12 protein-coding genes and 2 rRNA genes are annotated in these 15,830 nt (G+C 66.3%); 7 read left to right on the plus strand and 7 right to left on the minus strand.

The window, feature by feature from the left end; all coding sequences use genetic code 11:
• Nucleotides 1-165: 165 nt before the first annotated feature.
• Complete coding sequence (gene tnpA / locus O7629_RS09840) at nucleotides 166-582, minus strand: IS200/IS605 family transposase (protein ID WP_278168789.1); 417 nt, start codon at nucleotides 580-582, stop codon at nucleotides 166-168.
• A gap of 336 nt (nucleotides 583-918) precedes the next feature.
• Between tnpA and O7629_RS09845 the strand changes: the two genes are divergently transcribed.
• Nucleotides 919-1,836, plus strand: a complete 918-nt coding sequence (locus O7629_RS09845) for a transposase (protein WP_278168790.1) — start codon at nucleotides 919-921, stop codon at nucleotides 1,834-1,836.
• Between the two features lie 41 nt (nucleotides 1,837-1,877).
• Nucleotides 1,878-2,213: a hypothetical protein gene (locus O7629_RS09850; RefSeq protein ID WP_278168791.1), complete on the plus strand. Its 336-nt coding sequence runs from the start codon at nucleotides 1,878-1,880 to the stop codon at nucleotides 2,211-2,213.
• On the opposite strand, the gene O7629_RS09855 is transcribed toward O7629_RS09850, so the two are convergent.
• Entirely contained in the window at nucleotides 2,189-3,019 is an 831-nt protein-coding gene (locus tag O7629_RS09855; RefSeq protein WP_278168792.1) for a sulfotransferase, read from the minus strand. The genes O7629_RS09850 and O7629_RS09855 overlap by 25 nt on opposite strands.
• Before the next feature lie 217 nt (nucleotides 3,020-3,236).
• Between O7629_RS09855 and O7629_RS09860 the strand changes: the two genes are divergently transcribed.
• Nucleotides 3,237-4,637: a hemolysin family protein gene (locus O7629_RS09860; RefSeq protein ID WP_278174475.1), complete on the plus strand. Its 1,401-nt coding sequence runs from the start codon at nucleotides 3,237-3,239 to the stop codon at nucleotides 4,635-4,637.
• Here O7629_RS09860 and O7629_RS09865 read toward each other — a convergent pair.
• The 3 genes from O7629_RS09865 to O7629_RS09875 form a co-directional block, all read right to left on the minus strand.
• Nucleotides 4,546-5,202 (minus strand): DNA methyltransferase, encoded by a 657-nt coding sequence (locus O7629_RS09865; RefSeq protein WP_278168793.1) that lies wholly within the window; start codon nucleotides 5,200-5,202, stop codon nucleotides 4,546-4,548. The two genes, O7629_RS09860 and O7629_RS09865, sit on opposite strands and share 92 nt — an antisense overlap.
• A 61-nt stretch (nucleotides 5,203-5,263) precedes the next feature.
• A complete protein-coding gene (locus O7629_RS09870; RefSeq protein WP_278168794.1) occupies nucleotides 5,264-5,845 on the minus strand; it encodes a hypothetical protein in 582 nt (193 codons plus the stop codon).
• An 86-nt stretch (nucleotides 5,846-5,931) separates the two neighbouring features.
• Complete coding sequence (locus tag O7629_RS09875; RefSeq protein WP_278168795.1) at nucleotides 5,932-6,723, minus strand: hypothetical protein; 792 nt, start codon at nucleotides 6,721-6,723, stop codon at nucleotides 5,932-5,934.
• A 17-nt stretch (nucleotides 6,724-6,740) separates the two neighbouring features.
• Between O7629_RS09875 and O7629_RS09880 the strand changes: the two genes are divergently transcribed.
• Complete coding sequence (locus O7629_RS09880) at nucleotides 6,741-6,914, plus strand: hypothetical protein (protein ID WP_278168796.1); 174 nt, start codon at nucleotides 6,741-6,743, stop codon at nucleotides 6,912-6,914.
• 36 nt (nucleotides 6,915-6,950) lie between these two features.
• Here the strand turns inward: O7629_RS09880 and O7629_RS09885 are convergent, their stop codons facing one another.
• On the minus strand, nucleotides 6,951-7,985 hold the full coding sequence (locus tag O7629_RS09885) for a phosphatase domain-containing protein (protein WP_278174476.1): 1,035 nt from the start codon (nucleotides 7,983-7,985) through the stop codon (nucleotides 6,951-6,953).
• Between the two features lie 124 nt (nucleotides 7,986-8,109).
• Nucleotides 8,110-8,601 carry an OsmC family protein gene (locus tag O7629_RS09890; RefSeq protein WP_278168797.1) on the minus strand — a complete coding sequence of 164 codons (492 nt, stop codon included), beginning with the start codon at nucleotides 8,599-8,601 and terminating at the stop codon, nucleotides 8,110-8,112.
• Nucleotides 8,602-8,859: 258 nt separating this feature from the next.
• On the opposite strand from O7629_RS09890, the gene tyrS reads away from it, so the two are divergent.
• The 3 genes from tyrS to O7629_RS09905 all read left to right on the plus strand — a co-directional run bounded on the left by tyrS (nucleotide 8,860) and on the right by O7629_RS09905 (nucleotide 15,783).
• A complete protein-coding gene (gene tyrS, locus O7629_RS09895; protein ID WP_278168798.1) occupies nucleotides 8,860-10,143 on the plus strand; it encodes a tyrosine--tRNA ligase in 1,284 nt (427 codons plus the stop codon).
• A gap of 661 nt (nucleotides 10,144-10,804) precedes the next feature.
• Nucleotides 10,805-12,321: ribosomal RNA gene (locus tag O7629_RS09900) — 16S ribosomal RNA — on the plus strand.
• Nucleotides 12,322-12,677: 356 nt separating this feature from the next.
• A 23S ribosomal RNA gene (locus O7629_RS09905) occupies nucleotides 12,678-15,783 on the plus strand.
• Together the 16S and 23S rRNA genes form the textbook arrangement of a ribosomal RNA operon.
• Nucleotides 15,784-15,830: the final 47 nt, after the last annotated feature.

Consider the following 15,830-nt stretch of genomic DNA (forward strand, 5'->3'; position numbering starts at 1 on the left):
TTCCCCCGGCGGCTGCGAGCCCTGCGGGTCGCGCGCAGCATGACCCAGCGGGAGCTGGCTCGGGGAAGCCTGTCGGTCAGCTACCGGAATGCGGGCCAGTGCTCCGGCCTTCAGGCCGGGGGTGAAGGCCCGCGCTGGGAGGGCCGCCAGGGTCCGAGCAGTGCTCTAACCTGGCCGGTTTTCCTGCTCGATGTACTGCTTCACGATGCTTGGTGGTGCGCCGCCGACGGAGCCGGCGAAGTACGAGCCCGACCAGAGCTTGTTGGCCCGGTGGTAGTGGCGTGCGAGGTCGGGGAACTCCTGCCGCGGGCGGCGCGACGAGACGCCCTTGAGTGAGTTGACCAGGCGGGAAACGGCGACTTTGGGTGGGTGGTCGACCAGCAGGTGGACATGGTTGTGGCCGCCGTTGAACTCGACCAGCTCGGCCTCGAAGTCCGTGCACACGTCCCGCATGATCGCCTCCATGCGGGTCAGGTGCCGGTCGGCGAACACCGTGTGCCGGAACTTCGTCACGAAAACCAAGTGAACATGCATCGCGAAAACACGGTGCCTGCCGGTACGGACGTCTTCGACTTCCGCCATAGACCAATATGATATTGTGTGGTTCGTGCAGCTCCGGTACCAGTTCCGGGTCTACCCGACACCCGGCCAGCAGATCGCGCTGGCCCGGGCGTTCGGATGCGCCCGGGTGGTGTTCAACGACGGGCTGCGCCTCCGGCGGACCGCCCACGAGCAGGGTCTGCCGTACGTGTCGGACGCCGAGCTGTCGAAGCGGGTCATCACGCGGGCCAAGGCGACTCCGGAGCGGGCGTGGCTGGGTGAGGTGTCGGCGGTGGTGTTGCAGCAGGCCCTCGCGGACCTCAACACCGCCTACCGCACTTCTTCGCCTCGATCACCGGCAGACGCAAGGGCCGCATGGTGGCCCCGCCGAGGTTCCGGTCCCGTAAGGACAACCGGCAGGCCATCCGCTTCACCCGTAACTCCCGGTTCACGGTGCTGGACAACGGCCGTCTGCGGCTGCCGAGGATCGGCGATCTCACGGTGCGCTGGTCCCGGTCTTTGCCGTTGGACCCGTCGTCCGTGACGGTCATCCGGGACGCCGCCGGACGGTATTTCGCCTCGTTCGTCGTGCGGGCCACGGACGAGCCGTCGCCGCCGACCGATGCCGAGGTGGGGATCGATCTGGGGCTGACGCACTTCGCGGTCATGTCGGACGGCACGAAGGTGGCCGCGCCCAGGTTCCTGCGCCGCGCGGCCCGCAAGCTCAAACGGCTGCAACAGGCCCTGTCCCGCAGACAGCGGGGCAGCAACCGCCGTGGGAAGGCCGTCGTGAAGGTCGCCAGGGCGCACGCCCGGGTGGCCGACACCCGGCGGGACTGGCAGCACAAGCTGTCCACGACGATCATCCGCGAGAATCAAGCGGTGTACGTCGAGGACCTGTGTGTCGTCGGTCTCGGCCGCACGAGGCTCGCCAAGTCCGTCCACGACGCCGGATGGTCGTCGTTCGTCGCCATGCTGGAGTACAAGGCGGCGAGGTCCGGACGCACGTTCGCCCGGGTGGACCGGTGGCTCCCGTCCACCCGGATGTGCTCGGACTGCGGCCGGATCAACGAGCAGATGGCGTTGAACGTCCGGTCGTGGGTCTGTCCGTGTGGCAGTCTCCACGACCGGGACGTCAACGCCGCGATCAACATCAAGGCCGCCGGGCAGGCGGACTTCAACGACCGTGGAGCGCGGGTAGGACCGGGACCCGTCCCGGCACCGCGCGGTGAAACGGTAACCCACCAGAACACCGCGCGTGTCACGCGCGGCGTGGCTGGAATCGCCGCCGTTTAGGGCGGCGAGGATGTCAAGTACTGACCGAACTGTCCCGCACCTTGCTGCTGGACGGCGACGTGGCCGGCGCGGTGCGCAGCGCCCGGCGGTCGCTGGCCGAACTCGGCGGGCAGGCACACCTGGAGCGGGCCCGGGCGCAGACCGCGCTGGCCGCCGCGCTGGCCGCCGCCGGCGACATCACCGAGTCCCGGGAGATGTTCGCCGGCGCCGCCGCGACCCTCAGCGGGCTGCGCGCCTCGCGACAGGCGTCCCGGGCCTGGGCCGAGCTCGGTGACGTGCTGGCCGACACCGGCGATCCGGTCGGTGCCGTCGAGGCGTTCCGCAAGGCCACCGCCGCAGTGCACCTCGGCCTTCAGTCGTCCCGCCGCGCCGGGTAGCCCCAGCCCTGGGCAACCTCGAACAGCGGACCCGGCAGCGCCACGTCGGCCGGCAGTTCCCGGGGCGGCTGGACCGTGCCGGTACGGATCCGCCCGGTCCAGTCACCCAGCCCGGCCTTGATCCGGCCATGGTCGAACCGGCCGTACTCCACCATGTCCGATTCCCACTCCAGACCGAGGAACTCGCAGATGCGCCGGGTCTCGGTCGTCGGATCGGCCGCCAGATCCTCGTAGCGGACCGTGTGTCCGGGAAGTACCCGGCGTGCCTCGGCGAGTTTGGTCAGGTACCGGCCGACGCTCTCGGCCGCCTCCTGCGGCGTCTGCTGGGGTCGGGCCCTGGTCCACGAGTCGAGGATCGCGGCCGGGTGGCGTAGTAGGAACACGAACCGCGCGTCCGGCCACACCTGGGCGATCCGGGGCCAGATGAACACGTTGTGCGGAGTCTTCTCGACCAGGACCTGTTTGCCACTGCGCTGCAACGCCGCGTCCAACACCCGGTCCCACAGCAGGTGGGTGACTTCCTGAGCGTCCCAGCCCAACTCGCCCATGCTGTCCGTGATGTAGTGGTCACTAAACTCCACCCGCAACTTGCTCAGATGCAGCTCGTGCGGAGCGTAGAGCGAAGAGTGGCTGTTCAGCATCATTCGCAGCAGTGTCGACCCCGACCGGACCGACGACAGAATGAACACCGGTTGGCGCAGCAGTCGGTGCGGGCGGCGGACGAAGGCGGGACGGCCGCCCCGGCGGGTGATCTGCATTCCGGTCGACCGGGCGATCCGTACGGCAAGGTGATGCTTCCAGCTCATACGACCCGACACTACGAAATCTTGCTGAGAAAATGCTAGGGGGGGTCCTCGCCCGCCGCCGGGCACAGAGCCGCCGGATGCCAGGTGACCGGCGGCCCGAGGGGCCCGGTGACCCGGACGGATGGCAGGATTCGCATTCGGCCCGGGTGGGCAAAGCAGGCCGCAGCACACCGGCGACGGAATCCGGGTCACGACGGCGGCGATGGAAGGTGCGTACGTGCAGGGGTACGGAACACAACTCGCGCTGGTCGGGATCCTGGTGGTGCTGAACGCGGTCTTCGCCGGTAGCGAAATCGCCCTGGTGTCGCTGCGCGACAGCCAGGTGCAGCGGCTGGAACGGTCCCGCCGGACGGGTCGGGTCCTGGCCAAGCTCGCCAAGGACCCGAACCGGTTCCTCGCCACCATTCAGATCGGCATCACTCTGGCCGGGTTCCTGGCCTCGGCCACCGCCGCGGTGTCGCTGGCCCAGCCGTTGGTGCCGGCGCTGGACGTGCTCGGCCGGGCTGCGGAGCCGGTGGCCATCGTGCTGATCACCCTGGTGCTGACCTTCGTCACACTGGTCTTCGGCGAACTGGCCCCGAAGCGGGTGGCCATGCAGCGGGCCGAGCGGTGGGCGCTGGCGGTGGCCCGGCCTCTCGACATGATGGCCAGCCTGGCCCGGCCGGCGGTCTGGGCGCTCGGTGCCACCAGCGACCTCGTGGTCCGCCTCGTCGGCGGCGATCCGAAGGCGACCCGCGACGAGATCAGCCCGGACGAACTGCGCGACATCGTGGCCGGTCACCGGGCGTTCACCGCCGAACAGCAGACCATCATCTCCGGGGCACTGGAGATCGCCGACCGGCGGCTGCGGGCGGTGCTGGTGCCCCGGCTGGAGGTCTTCACCCTGGACAGCGGGACGTCTGCCGAGGCGGCCCGGATCGTGCTGGCCACCTCCGGGCACTCCCGCGCGCCGGTGGTCCGTAACGGGATGCTGGACGACACCGTAGGCGTGATCCACCTGCGTGATTTGGTCGGCGTACCCGATGACCGGCCGGTCGACGCGGTGGCCCGCCCGCCCATGCTGCTGCCCGAGTCGCTGCCGGTGGTCGACGCGTTGCGCCGGTTCAAGACACACCGCCAGCACATCGCGCTGGTCGTCGACGAACGCGGTGCCGTCGACGGCATCGTCACCCTGGAGGACGTACTGGAGGAGATCGTCGGCGAGATCTACGACGAGACCGACCGGGACATCCGCGCCGTACGCACCGAGCCGGACGGCACCATGCTGGTCCCCGGGACCTTCCCCGTGCACGACCTGCCGGACATCGGGGTCGACCTGCCCGGCCGCCCTGACGGCGACTACACCACCGTGGCGGGTCTGGTGTTGGCCCGGCTCGGCCACATTCCCACCGACGCGGGCGAGTCGGTCCGGGTCGACGGCTGGACCATCACCGTCGCCTCCGTCGACCACCACGCCATCAGTGGTGTACGGCTGCGCCGGTCCTCGCGGGACGACGGCGACCGTGCCGACGCCGAGAACCGCCCGCTCAGCTCGGCCGTTGAAAGACCAGACAGTAGTCGCCGGTCAGCCAGTCGGGCTGGTGGTCCCAACACAGGAACGACTCCTGAAGCAGAGTGAGATGGGCGCGGATCACCCGACCCACGTCCCAGGCGAGGGTGGTCACCCGACCGTCGACCCGCATGTTCGCCACGTTGACCACGGCGTGGCCGCCCGGCCGCAGCAACTGGGCGACCTGACCGAACACGTCACCGATCTCGTCGAGATAGCTGGTGTAGTCACCGTCGAGGGTCTCGTAGGCGTTGAGCGGGTTCTCCGGATGGTCCGTCGCGTCCATGTAGGGCGGCGAGGTCAGGCAGAGGTCGAACGGCCCGTCGACCAGACCGATCAACTTCCGGGCGTCACCGTCGACGATCTCGGCACCGGCCGCCCCGGCGAGCCGCTGCCGGATCAGCGCGACCCGGTCGGGCAGCAGTTCGACGCCGGTCGCCCGTCGACCCATCCGCGCCGCGGTCACCAGTGTGGTGCCATAGCCGGCGAACGGGTCCAGCACCGCCTGCCCGGGCGTGGTGTACTCGTCGATCACCGCCTCGACCAGAGCCTCCGGAAAGTGCACCTGCTGGTCCTCGCCTGCCGGCAGTTGGGCGATCAGGTCAGTGCTGGTCAGCTGCAGCCACGGTCTCACCCGACCATTGTCCCTCGCGGCAGTGGCGGCGGCCGGCCGCCCTGCGTCGACGGTGCACGGACTACTCCGACGCCGCGTCGTCGCTCTGCCCGGACCGGCGACGGTTGCGCAGCGCCACCCAGGTGGCACCGAACACGATCGCTCCGGCCAGGCAGACCGCGACCACGTGACCGCTGCCGGTCCAGCCGAACCAGTCCTGCAGCAGCATCCGGGAGCGGGACGTGGGATCCACCAACGTGATCGCCACGAACGCGGCGACCAGTACTCCGGCGCCGAGGGCGAACGCGGTCGCCCACGGCCCGCTCGGTCCGAACCGGCCGTGCAGCACCAGCACAGCGCGCACGATCCGTCGGGCCCGGACCAGCCGTAACGTGCCTACCGTGTAGATCAACCGGAACACCTGCAGCGGCCCCAACGCCAGGATGGTGACCGGGACCACGATCAGGGTCAGCGTCACCAGCCCTCGGTTGCGCCGCAGCCACGCCAGCCGGTCGGCGGAGAAGGCCAGCAGTACGGCGGTCTCGGCGACCAGCACCGCTCCGCTCGCCCAGTGCAGTACCTCACCGACCGTCGCCAGGGCCCCGCCGGCGAGGGTGAGGAACACCGCCGGAACCGAGGCCAGCGCCGCGACCAGCACCGGCACCGCCAGTCGCCGTTCCCACCGGGCGGATCGGTCCCGGCCGGACCCGCCAGCCGGCTGATCGCTTCCAGATCGGTCGTCGGCGCCGGTCATCCCGATGTGTCGGCGGCCCGCCGTCCGACGGTCGCCGACGGAACCCGGACCGCGATCTCCACCCCGAGCTGCGCACCGTCGCTCAGCCGGAGCCGGTCACCGCTCCAGAACCGGCCCGGGTCGTACCAGTTGGTTCGCCGGCCTGTTGGCAGCAGCCCCATCGCCTCGTAGGTCACCGCGACCACCTCGGCGCAGTAGACACTCTCCAGATCCGTCCGTCCGGCAGCACCGTCAGCCGACGGTCCGGCGCCACCCGACCCCTCGGCTGCCTCGGCGCCACCCGTACCCCGACCAGCCGGCGGCAACCAGCTGGCCAACCGTTCGCGTACCGCGCCGGCCAGCGGCGCCCGCCGTACGGACGGGGTACGACCCCGCAGCCACCGCCAGGCCAGCGCGGCGGTGGACGGGAACGGGGTGCCGTCCAACCGGGCGACGGTCCGTAGCACGGCATCCTCCATCGCGCTGTCGGCGGGCGGCTCCAACTGCCGCAGCCAGGCCCGCTGACCGTAGCGCCGTGCCCAGACCGTGACCGCGTCGCGCAGGTCGTGCAGCTGCACCCCTCTGTGGTGGCTGCCCGACCACATGTCCGGCAGTGACCGACCGAGCTCGGCGTGCCACAGCAGCGGCGGGAGATCTTCGATCACCACCGCCATCCCCACGTGGTTCACCGGGCTGTTGGTGGTCATCTGGATCGCCCGGTCGGGCATCGTTCGCCCGCGAAACAGCCACAGGTCACCGGTGCGGGTCAGCTCGACCGCCGCGTCGAGGGAGAGTGGTTCGCCGGTCACTCGACTACCCTAGGCCGATGCGTTGGTGGAAGGTAATGGGCCTGGCCGCGTTCGTCGGGGTCGCCGCGACCGGAGCGGTCGTCGTCCGGGCCGAACGACGCCGCCGGGCCTACACCGCGGAGCAGATCCGAGACCGGCTCCGACAGCGCCTCGTCGAGGCCGGCCCGGCGGACGCCCCGCCCCCAGACTGAGCCGCTGGTCAGCTGAGCCGCCGGCTCCGGCAGCGGTCACAGCAGCCGCGCCTCGCGCAGCAGGTGTGCCAGGCCGGCACCGTCGGGCGCGGACAACCACCGCCGGCCACCCGGCCCGGCAGCCCTGGAGGTCTCACCGGCCGGTGCCGGTAGATTGCCGGCCAGGACCGCCTGGGTCGGCGAGAGCCGACGGATCGCCACCGCCGCCAAGCTGTCCGGGTGCTGCGCCGCGAACTCGGCGTAGATCTCCGGATCGTGCTGCCCGTCGTCGCCCACCAGCAGCCAGCGGATCTGCGGGAACTCCTCCGCCAACCTGGCCAGGCTGGCGCGCTTGTGCTCCCGACCGCTGCGGAACCACCGTTCGGTGGTCGGACCCCAGTCCGTCAGCAGCAGCGGGCCGGCCGGGTAGAGATGCCGGGACAGGAAGCGGCTCAGGGTCGGCGCGACGTTCCAGGCACCGGTGGACAGGTAGAGCACCGGCGCACCCGGATGCGCGGTTACCAGGCGTTCGTACAGCACCGCCATTCCGGCGACCGAGGCTCGGGCGTGCTCGTCCAACACGAACGTGTTCCACGCCGCCAGCATCGGCCGGGGCAGCGCGGTCACCATGACCGTGTCGTCGATGTCGGAGATGATGCCGAACCGGACCTGCGGGTCGACGATACGTACCGGCGCGTCGACCGGCTCGGAGTCACCGCTGTGCAGCCGTACCGATGTCCAGCCGGGCTCCAGATCGGCCGGCACGACGGTGTCCACGAACCCGCCCCGGTCGGCCTGGACCTCGTGCCGCTTGCCGCCGGCTTCGATCACCACCGGCGCGTCCTTGACCGGCAGGGTGGCGAAACTGCGCCAGCCCCGGACCTTCTTCGCCCGCCGATGTGGGGGATCCGGCCGACCCAGCAGCACCCGGGCCATCACCCGGACCCAGCCCGGCGCGCCGTAGCCGGTGTACGGAATGAGCGTCAGATCCCAACCTCGTCGCCGTAGCCGGCGTTCCAACAAGGCGTGGATGGCATCCTCGAGCCGGACGGCTCGGTGGGCGCCACGCGCCGCCGGGCTCACGGGTGTCATCGCCACGGTGCCACCCTGCCACAGCCGTCCGTTGCGGGCACGGCGTGGTGATCGACCACGTGAAACCCGCTCAGTCGGCCGGTGCCACCGCCGACACCGGCCGATCCGGCGTCCTCGCCGCAGGTCAGGCGGCGGCCAGTTCGATCTCCACCTCGGGCGGGTCGAGCAACGTGTTGTGCACCGTGCAGTGCGCGGCGACGGCCAGCAGCGCCGCCCGGCGTCCGGCCGGCAGTTCGTCCGGAACGCTCAGTTCGATCCGCACCGCGGCCACCCGGGCCGGCCGGTCGGCCGCCATCACGTACCGGGCACCGACGGCGAGCCCGTCCCGGGACAGGCCGTGCCGGACCAGGTAGCGGCCGGCGTAGTACGCCACACACGACGCGAGCGCGGCGACGAACAACTCGACCGGCGTTGGTGCGCTGTCCGAGCCGCCGCCGCTGACCGGCTGGTCGACAACAATCTGGTGGCCACGGACCTGCACCGCGTACCGTTCGCCGTCGACGTGCCGCACGGTCAGCCCGGGCTGCTTCGCCGGCTGACCGCTCGATTCGGTGGGCTCGACCGTGACCGGCTGCCGGCTGTCACGCTGCTCGGTCGTCGACTCGATGGTGTTCACCGTCGGCTCCCTCCGCCGGCGCTCGACTGCCCTGCCGGCACTCTCATTGCACTCCGCCCGGCGGCCCGCCGGTCAGAGCCGGGCGGCCCTGCCCGGCGGGCCGTCCGACCCGGCCTGGCCTGGCCCGGCCTGGCCCGGGGCTGCTCGGCCTGGCCCGGTCAACGACAGGTCCCGATGGGTTCACGGGTTCGGGGCGAGCTGCGCCGCAGGTCGGAAACCGGATGTCCGTGCTGGTCCGCGATGAGGGACAATCGCGCCGTGACGGACGAACAAGACCCGGCCGGTACGCCCGACGTGCTGGACGAGCTGCGCTGGCGAGGCCTGATCCAGGATGCCACGGATGTGACCGAACTGGGCCGGCAGCTGCGCGACCCGACCACCTTCTACGTCGGCTTCGATCCGACGGCCCCCAGCCTGCATGTGGGCCACCTGGTCCAGGTGCTCACCGCCCGTCGGCTGCAACTCGCCGGACACCGGCCGCTGCTGCTGGTCGGCGGGGCCACCGGGCAGATCGGGGACCCGAAGGAGGGGGGTGAGCGTAACCTGAATCCGCCCGAGGTGGTGGCGGGCTGGGTCGACCGAATCCGCGACCAGCTCGCGCCGTTCGTCTCGTTCACCGGGCCGGTCGCGGCGCAGGCGGTCAACAACCTGGACTGGACCGGGCCGATGTCGGTCGTCGAGTTTCTCCGGGACGTGGGCAAGCACTTTCCGGTCAACCGGATGCTCGCCCGTGAGGTGGTCCGGGCCCGGCTGGACAGCGGCATCAGCTTTACCGAGTTCAGCTACCAGCTGCTGCAGGCGAACGACTTCTTCGAGCTGCACCGGCGGCACGGTTGCCTGCTGCAGTTCGGCGGCTCCGACCAGTGGGGCAACATCACCGCAGGCGTCGACTACGTGCGCCGGCGTGGAGCCGGCCCGGTGCACGCTTTCACGACGCCGCTGGTCACCCGGTCGGACGGCACCAAGTTCGGCAAGACCGAGGGCGGCGCGGTCTGGTTGGACGCCGCGCTGACCAGCCCGTACGCCTTCTACCAGTTCTGGGTCAACGTCGACGATCGCGACGTCGGGCGCTACCTGCGCTACTTCAGCTTCCGGGATCGCGAGACGATAGCCGAACTGGAGCGGGAGTCGGCGGCCCGGCCGGCGGCGCGGATCGCCCAGCGGGCGTTGGCCGAGGAGCTCACCGCGCTGGTGCACGGTCCGGCGGAGGCGGCCCAGGCGGTGGCCGCGAGCCACGCCCTGTTCGGCCGAGGGTCACTGGACGAACTGGCTCCGGAGACCTTGCACGCCGCGTTGCGGGAGGCGGGCCTGCTGACCGTGACCGGCGAGATGCCGGCGGTGGCCGCGTTGTTGAAGGAGTCGGGACTTGTCGGCAGTCTCAACGAGGCGCGTCGGGCGATCGCCGAAGGTGGCGCCTACCTCAACAATCAGCGGGTGTCGGACGTCGAGGCGGTGGTCCCGGCCGAGACGCTGCTGCACGGCCGGTTCCTGGTGCTACGCCGCGGCAAGCGCACGTTTGCCGGGGTTGAGCTGGTCAGATAGGCGTCGATCGACGTTGTGACGTGGGACGCGTTCGCTCGATTTGACGATTGATCGGGCGGGCGCGTAACTTTCTCTCTGCCCGCAGGGGAACGGACGGAAACACCGGAGCCGCAAACGCAGCCGAGGTGACCGGCCGGAACTGTGGGACAACCTCCAGGTCCGGGTGTTCGCACCGAACGGAGCTGGCGGGCGGGGCCGCGAGGATCGCACCGGCAGGGCCGGGGCCGATTTGGAGCGGCGGGACCGACCGGCTAGGGTTGATGACCGCAGGGCACCGGGCGAGCCGACGGAGACGTCGCGGCCGGCCTGCAAAACCAGGTTCGAACGCACGGGTGACACCGCGCGCTCAGCCAGGTGGTCAAACCGGCACGAAGCACCACGATCCGGAAAAACCCGGTTTGACGGGGCGAAAGAGTCGGAGTAAGGTAGTAAAAGTGCCCGGCGGAAGTCGGGTGGGACGGATGGCCCTGGTGGGGTTGCCTGCTTGGTGTGGGTGGTTCTGCTGGTGTGTGTTTGTTCTTTGAGAACTCAACAGGGTGCTTGATAAGCCAGTGCCAAAGTTTGTTTGGTTCCCGGCTGGTTGACTGCCGCGTTTGTGGTGGTTTTCTGGTTGGTGATTCCTTGGCATTTTATATGCCGGGTTTGATTTCTTCACAAGTTTTTGTTGGAGAGTTTGATCCTGGCTCAGGACGAACGCTGGCGGCGTGCTTAACACATGCAAGTCGAGCGGAAAGGCCCTTCGGGGTACTCGAGCGGCGAACGGGTGAGTAACACGTGAGCAACCTGCCCCAGGCTTTGGGATAACCCCGGGAAACCGGGGCTAATACCGGATATTACATGCTGCCGCATGGTGGTGTGTGGAAAGTTTTTCGGCTTGGGATGGGCTCGCGGCCTATCAGCTTGTTGGTGGGGTGATGGCCTACCAAGGCGACGACGGGTAGCCGGCCTGAGAGGGCGACCGGCCACACTGGGACTGAGACACGGCCCAGACTCCTACGGGAGGCAGCAGTGGGGAATATTGCACAATGGGCGGAAGCCTGATGCAGCGACGCCGCGTGAGGGATGACGGCCTTCGGGTTGTAAACCTCTTTCAGCAGGGACGAAGCGTAAGTGACGGTACCTGCAGAAGAAGCGCCGGCCAACTACGTGCCAGCAGCCGCGGTAAGACGTAGGGCGCGAGCGTTGTCCGGATTTATTGGGCGTAAAGAGCTCGTAGGCGGCTTGTCGCGTCGACTGTGAAAACCCACAGCTCAACTGTGGGCTTGCAGTCGATACGGGCAGGCTAGAGTTCGGTAGGGGAGACTGGAATTCCTGGTGTAGCGGTGAAATGCGCAGATATCAGGAGGAACACCGGTGGCGAAGGCGGGTCTCTGGGCCGATACTGACGCTGAGGAGCGAAAGCGTGGGGAGCGAACAGGATTAGATACCCTGGTAGTCCACGCTGTAAACGTTGGGCGCTAGGTGTGGGGGGCCTCTCCGGTTCTCTGTGCCGCAGCTAACGCATTAAGCGCCCCGCCTGGGGAGTACGGCCGCAAGGCTAAAACTCAAAGGAATTGACGGGGGCCCGCACAAGCGGCGGAGCATGCGGATTAATTCGATGCAACGCGAAGAACCTTACCTGGGTTTGACATGGCCGCAAAACCTGCAGAGATGTGGGGTCCTTCGGGGGCGGTCACAGGTGGTGCATGGCTGTCGTCAGCTCGTGTCGTGAGATGTTGGGTTAAGTCCCGCAACGAGCGCAACCCTTGTTCGATGTTGCCAGCGCGTTATGGCGGGGACTCATCGAAGACTGCCGGGGTCAACTCGGAGGAAGGTGGGGATGACGTCAAGTCATCATGCCCCTTATGTCCAGGGCTTCACGCATGCTACAATGGCCGGTACAATGGGCTGCGATACCGTGAGGTGGAGCGAATCCCAAAAAGCCGGTCTCAGTTCGGATCGGGGTCTGCAACTCGACCCCGTGAAGTCGGAGTCGCTAGTAATCGCAGATCAGCAACGCTGCGGTGAATACGTTCCCGGGCCTTGTACACACCGCCCGTCACGTCACGAAAGTCGGCAACACCCGAAGCCGGTGGCCCAACCCCTTGTGGGAGGGAGCTGTCGAAGGTGGGGCTGGCGATTGGGACGAAGTCGTAACAAGGTAGCCGTACCGGAAGGTGCGGCTGGATCACCTCCTTTCTAAGGAGCGCTCTCCCGGCGAAGGTCGGGTAGGGAGCCTGCCGCCTCCGAGTGTGGGGTGGGGGTGCTCATTGGCGGAGACACTGGTGAGTTCGTGTCGGCAACGGCTGATGCTGCTAGTACTGCTTCTGCTTTCGGGTGGGGGTGTGGAGGGTGGTGTTGGTGCGGCTGGTGTGGATGGTGGGCATCCTGTTGGGTCCTGAGGGAACAGGCCACGTGGTGGGTTGTTGTCTCTGGTTGCCAGGCGCGGCCTGGTCTTGCATACCGGCCATCGTGTGTGGTGGTGCTGGTGTGGGGCTGGGGGTTGCGGGTTGGTCGTTTGTTGAGAATTACACAGTGGACGCGAGCATCTTTGTGGTCAAGTTGTCAAGGGCGAACGGTGGATGCCTTGGCACTAGGAGCCGATGAAGGACGTGGGAGGCCGCGATAGGCCTGGGGGAGCTGTCAACCGAGCTGTGATCCCAGGGTGTCCGAATGGGGAAACCTGGCATCAGTCATGTGGTGTCACCTGCACCTGAACTCATAGGGTGTGTGGAGGGAACGCGGGGAAGTGAAACATCTCAGTACCCGCAGGAAGAGAAAACAATAGTGATTCCGTGAGTAGTGGCGAGCGAAAGCGGATGAGGCTAAACCGGCTGCGTGTGATACCTGTCAGGGGTTGCGTGGTCGGGGTTGTGGGACTCTGCTGATCGGACTGACATTCGGTCGAGAAGTGATAAAGCCAGTTGTTAGCTGAATGGTGTGGAAAAGCCAGCCGTAGACGGTGATAGTCCGGTAGGTGAAAACTTCTGGTCTTCTGTGGATGTTCCCGAGTAGCGGCGGACCCCTGAAATCTGCCGTGAATCTGCCAGGACCACCTGGTAAGCCTAAATACTTCCTAGTGACCGATAGCGGACGAGTACCGTGAGGGAATGGTGAAAAGTACCCCGGGAGGGGAGTGAAATAGTACCTGAAACCGTTCGCCTACAATCCGTCGGAGCCTTTAGGGGTGACGGCGTGCCTTTTGAAGAATGAGCCTGCGAGTTAGTGGCATGTGGCGAGGTTAACCCGTGTGGGGTAGCCGTAGCGAAAGCGAGTCTGAAGAGGGCGTTTGAGTCGCATGTTCTAGACCCGAAGCGGAGTGATCTAGCCATGGGCAGGCTGAAGCGCGGGTAAGACCGCGTGGAGGGCCGAACCCACCAACGTTGAAAAGTTGGGGGATGACCTGTGGTTAGGGGTGAAAGGCCAATCAAACTCCGTGATAGCTGGTTCTCCCCGAAATGCATTTAGGTGCAGCGTTGCGTGTTTCTTGCCGGAGGTAGAGCACTGGATGGTCTAGGGGGCCTACAAGCTTACCGAAATCAGCTAAACTCCGAATGCCGGTAAGTGAGAGCGTGGCAGTGAGACTGCGGGGGATAAGCTTCGTAGTCGAGAGGGAAACAGCCCAGATCACCAGCTAAGGCCCCTAAGCGTGTGCTAAGTGGAAAAGGATGTGGGGTCGCTTAGACAACCAGGAGGTTGGCTTAGAAGCAGCCACCCTTTAAAGAGTGCGTAATAGCTCACTGGTCAAGTGGTTCCGCGCCGACAATGTAGCGGGGCTCAAGCACACCGCCGAAGCTGTGGCATTCACGCGTGTACTTCGCTGACTCTTTCGGGGGTTGGTGCAGGTGTGTGGATGGGTAGGGGAGCGTCGTGCCGGGGGTGAAGCAGCGGGGTGACCCAGCTGTGGACGCGGCACGAGTGAGAATGCAGGCATGAGTAGCGAAAGAAGGGTGAGAAACCCTTCCGCCGGATGACCAAGGGTTCCAGGGCCAGGCTAATCCGCCCTGGGTGAGTCGGGACCTAAGGCGAGGCCGAGAGGCGTAGTCGATGGACAACGGGTTGATATTCCCGTACCCGCGAAGGAGCGCCCATGATGAACCTCGTTGTGCTAACTGCCCGAACTTGGTGAGGTTTTCGGACTGATCTGAGGGAGCGCGGGAACCTGGCGGGTAGTAGTCAAGCGATGGGGTGACGCAGGAAGGTAGCTGATCCCGGCCGGTGGTTGTGCCGGGGTAAGCGTGTAGGCTGCATCATAGGTAAATCCGTGGTGCGTGAGGCTGAGACGTGATGCCGAGCCGATTCAGGTGAAGTCAGTGATCCTATGCTGCCGAGAAAAGCCTCTAGCGAGCTTCTAGCGGCCCGTACCCTAAACCGACACAGGTGGTCAGGTAGAGAATACCGAGGCGATCGGGCGAACTGTGGTTAAGGAACTCGGCAAATTGCCCCCGTAACTTAGGGAGAAGGGGGGCCGGAGACGTGAAGCCCCTTGCGGGTGGAGCGTTGTATGGCCGCAGAGACCAGGGGAAAGCGACTGTTTACTAAAAACACAGGTCCATGCGAAGAAGTAATTCGATGTATATGGACTGACGCCTGCCCGGTGCTGGAACGTTAAGGGGACCGGTTAGCTCTTCGGGGCGAAGCTGAGAACTTAAGCGCCAGTAAACGGCGGTGGTAACTATAACCATCCTAAGGTAGCGAAATTCCTTGTCGGGTAAGTTCCGACCTGCACGAATGGCGTAACGACTTTCCTACTGTCTCAACCACAGGCCCGGCGAAATTGCATTACGAGTAAAGATGCTCGTTACGCGCGGCAGGACGGAAAGACCCCGGGACCTTTACTATAGCTTGACATTGGTACTCGAATTAGCTTGTGTAGGATAGGTGGGAGACTGTGAAGCTGGTACGCCAGTATCGGTGGAGTCGTTGTTGAAATACCACTCTGGTTGATTTGGGTTTCTAACTTCGGACCGTGATCCGGTTCAGGGACAGTGTCTGGTGGGTAGTTTAACTGGGGCGGTTGCCTCCTAAAGGGTAACGGAGGCGCCCAAAGGTTCCCTCATCCTGGTTGGCAATCAGGTGTTGAGTGTAAGTGCACAAGGGAGCTTGACTGTGAGACTGACAGGTCGAGCAGGGACGAAAGTCGGGACTAGTGATCCGGCACTTGCGTGTGGAAGCGGTGTCGCTCAACGGATAAAAGGTACCCCGGGGATAACAGGCTGATCTTCCCCAAGAGTCCATATCGACGGGATGGTTTGGCACCTCGATGTCGGCTCGTCGCATCCTGGGGCTGTAGCAGGTCCCAAGGGTTGGGCTGTTCGCCCATTAAAGCGGTACGCGAGCTGGGTTTAGAACGTCGTGAGACAGTTCGGTCCCTATCCGCCGCGCGCGTAGGATACTTGAGAAGGGCTGTCCCTAGTACGAGAGGACCGGGACGGACGAACCTCTGGTGTGCCAGTTGTCCCGCCAGGGGCACGGCTGGTTGGCTACGTTCGGAAGGGATAACCGCTGAAAGCATCTAAGCGGGAAGCTCGCTTCAAGATGAGGTGTCCCACCCACTTTGTGGGGTAAGGCTCCCAGTAGATGACTGGGTTGATAGGCCGGAGATGTAAGCCAGGTAACTGGTTCAGTTGACCGGTACTAATAGGCCGAGGACTTGACTTCGAAGATGTACGCGTCCACTGTGTGATTCTGGGCAAACGGGCACCGTG

Source organism: Solwaraspora sp. WMMD792 (assembly GCF_029626105.1).
Lineage (GTDB): Bacteria > Actinomycetota > Actinomycetes > Mycobacteriales > Micromonosporaceae > Micromonospora_E.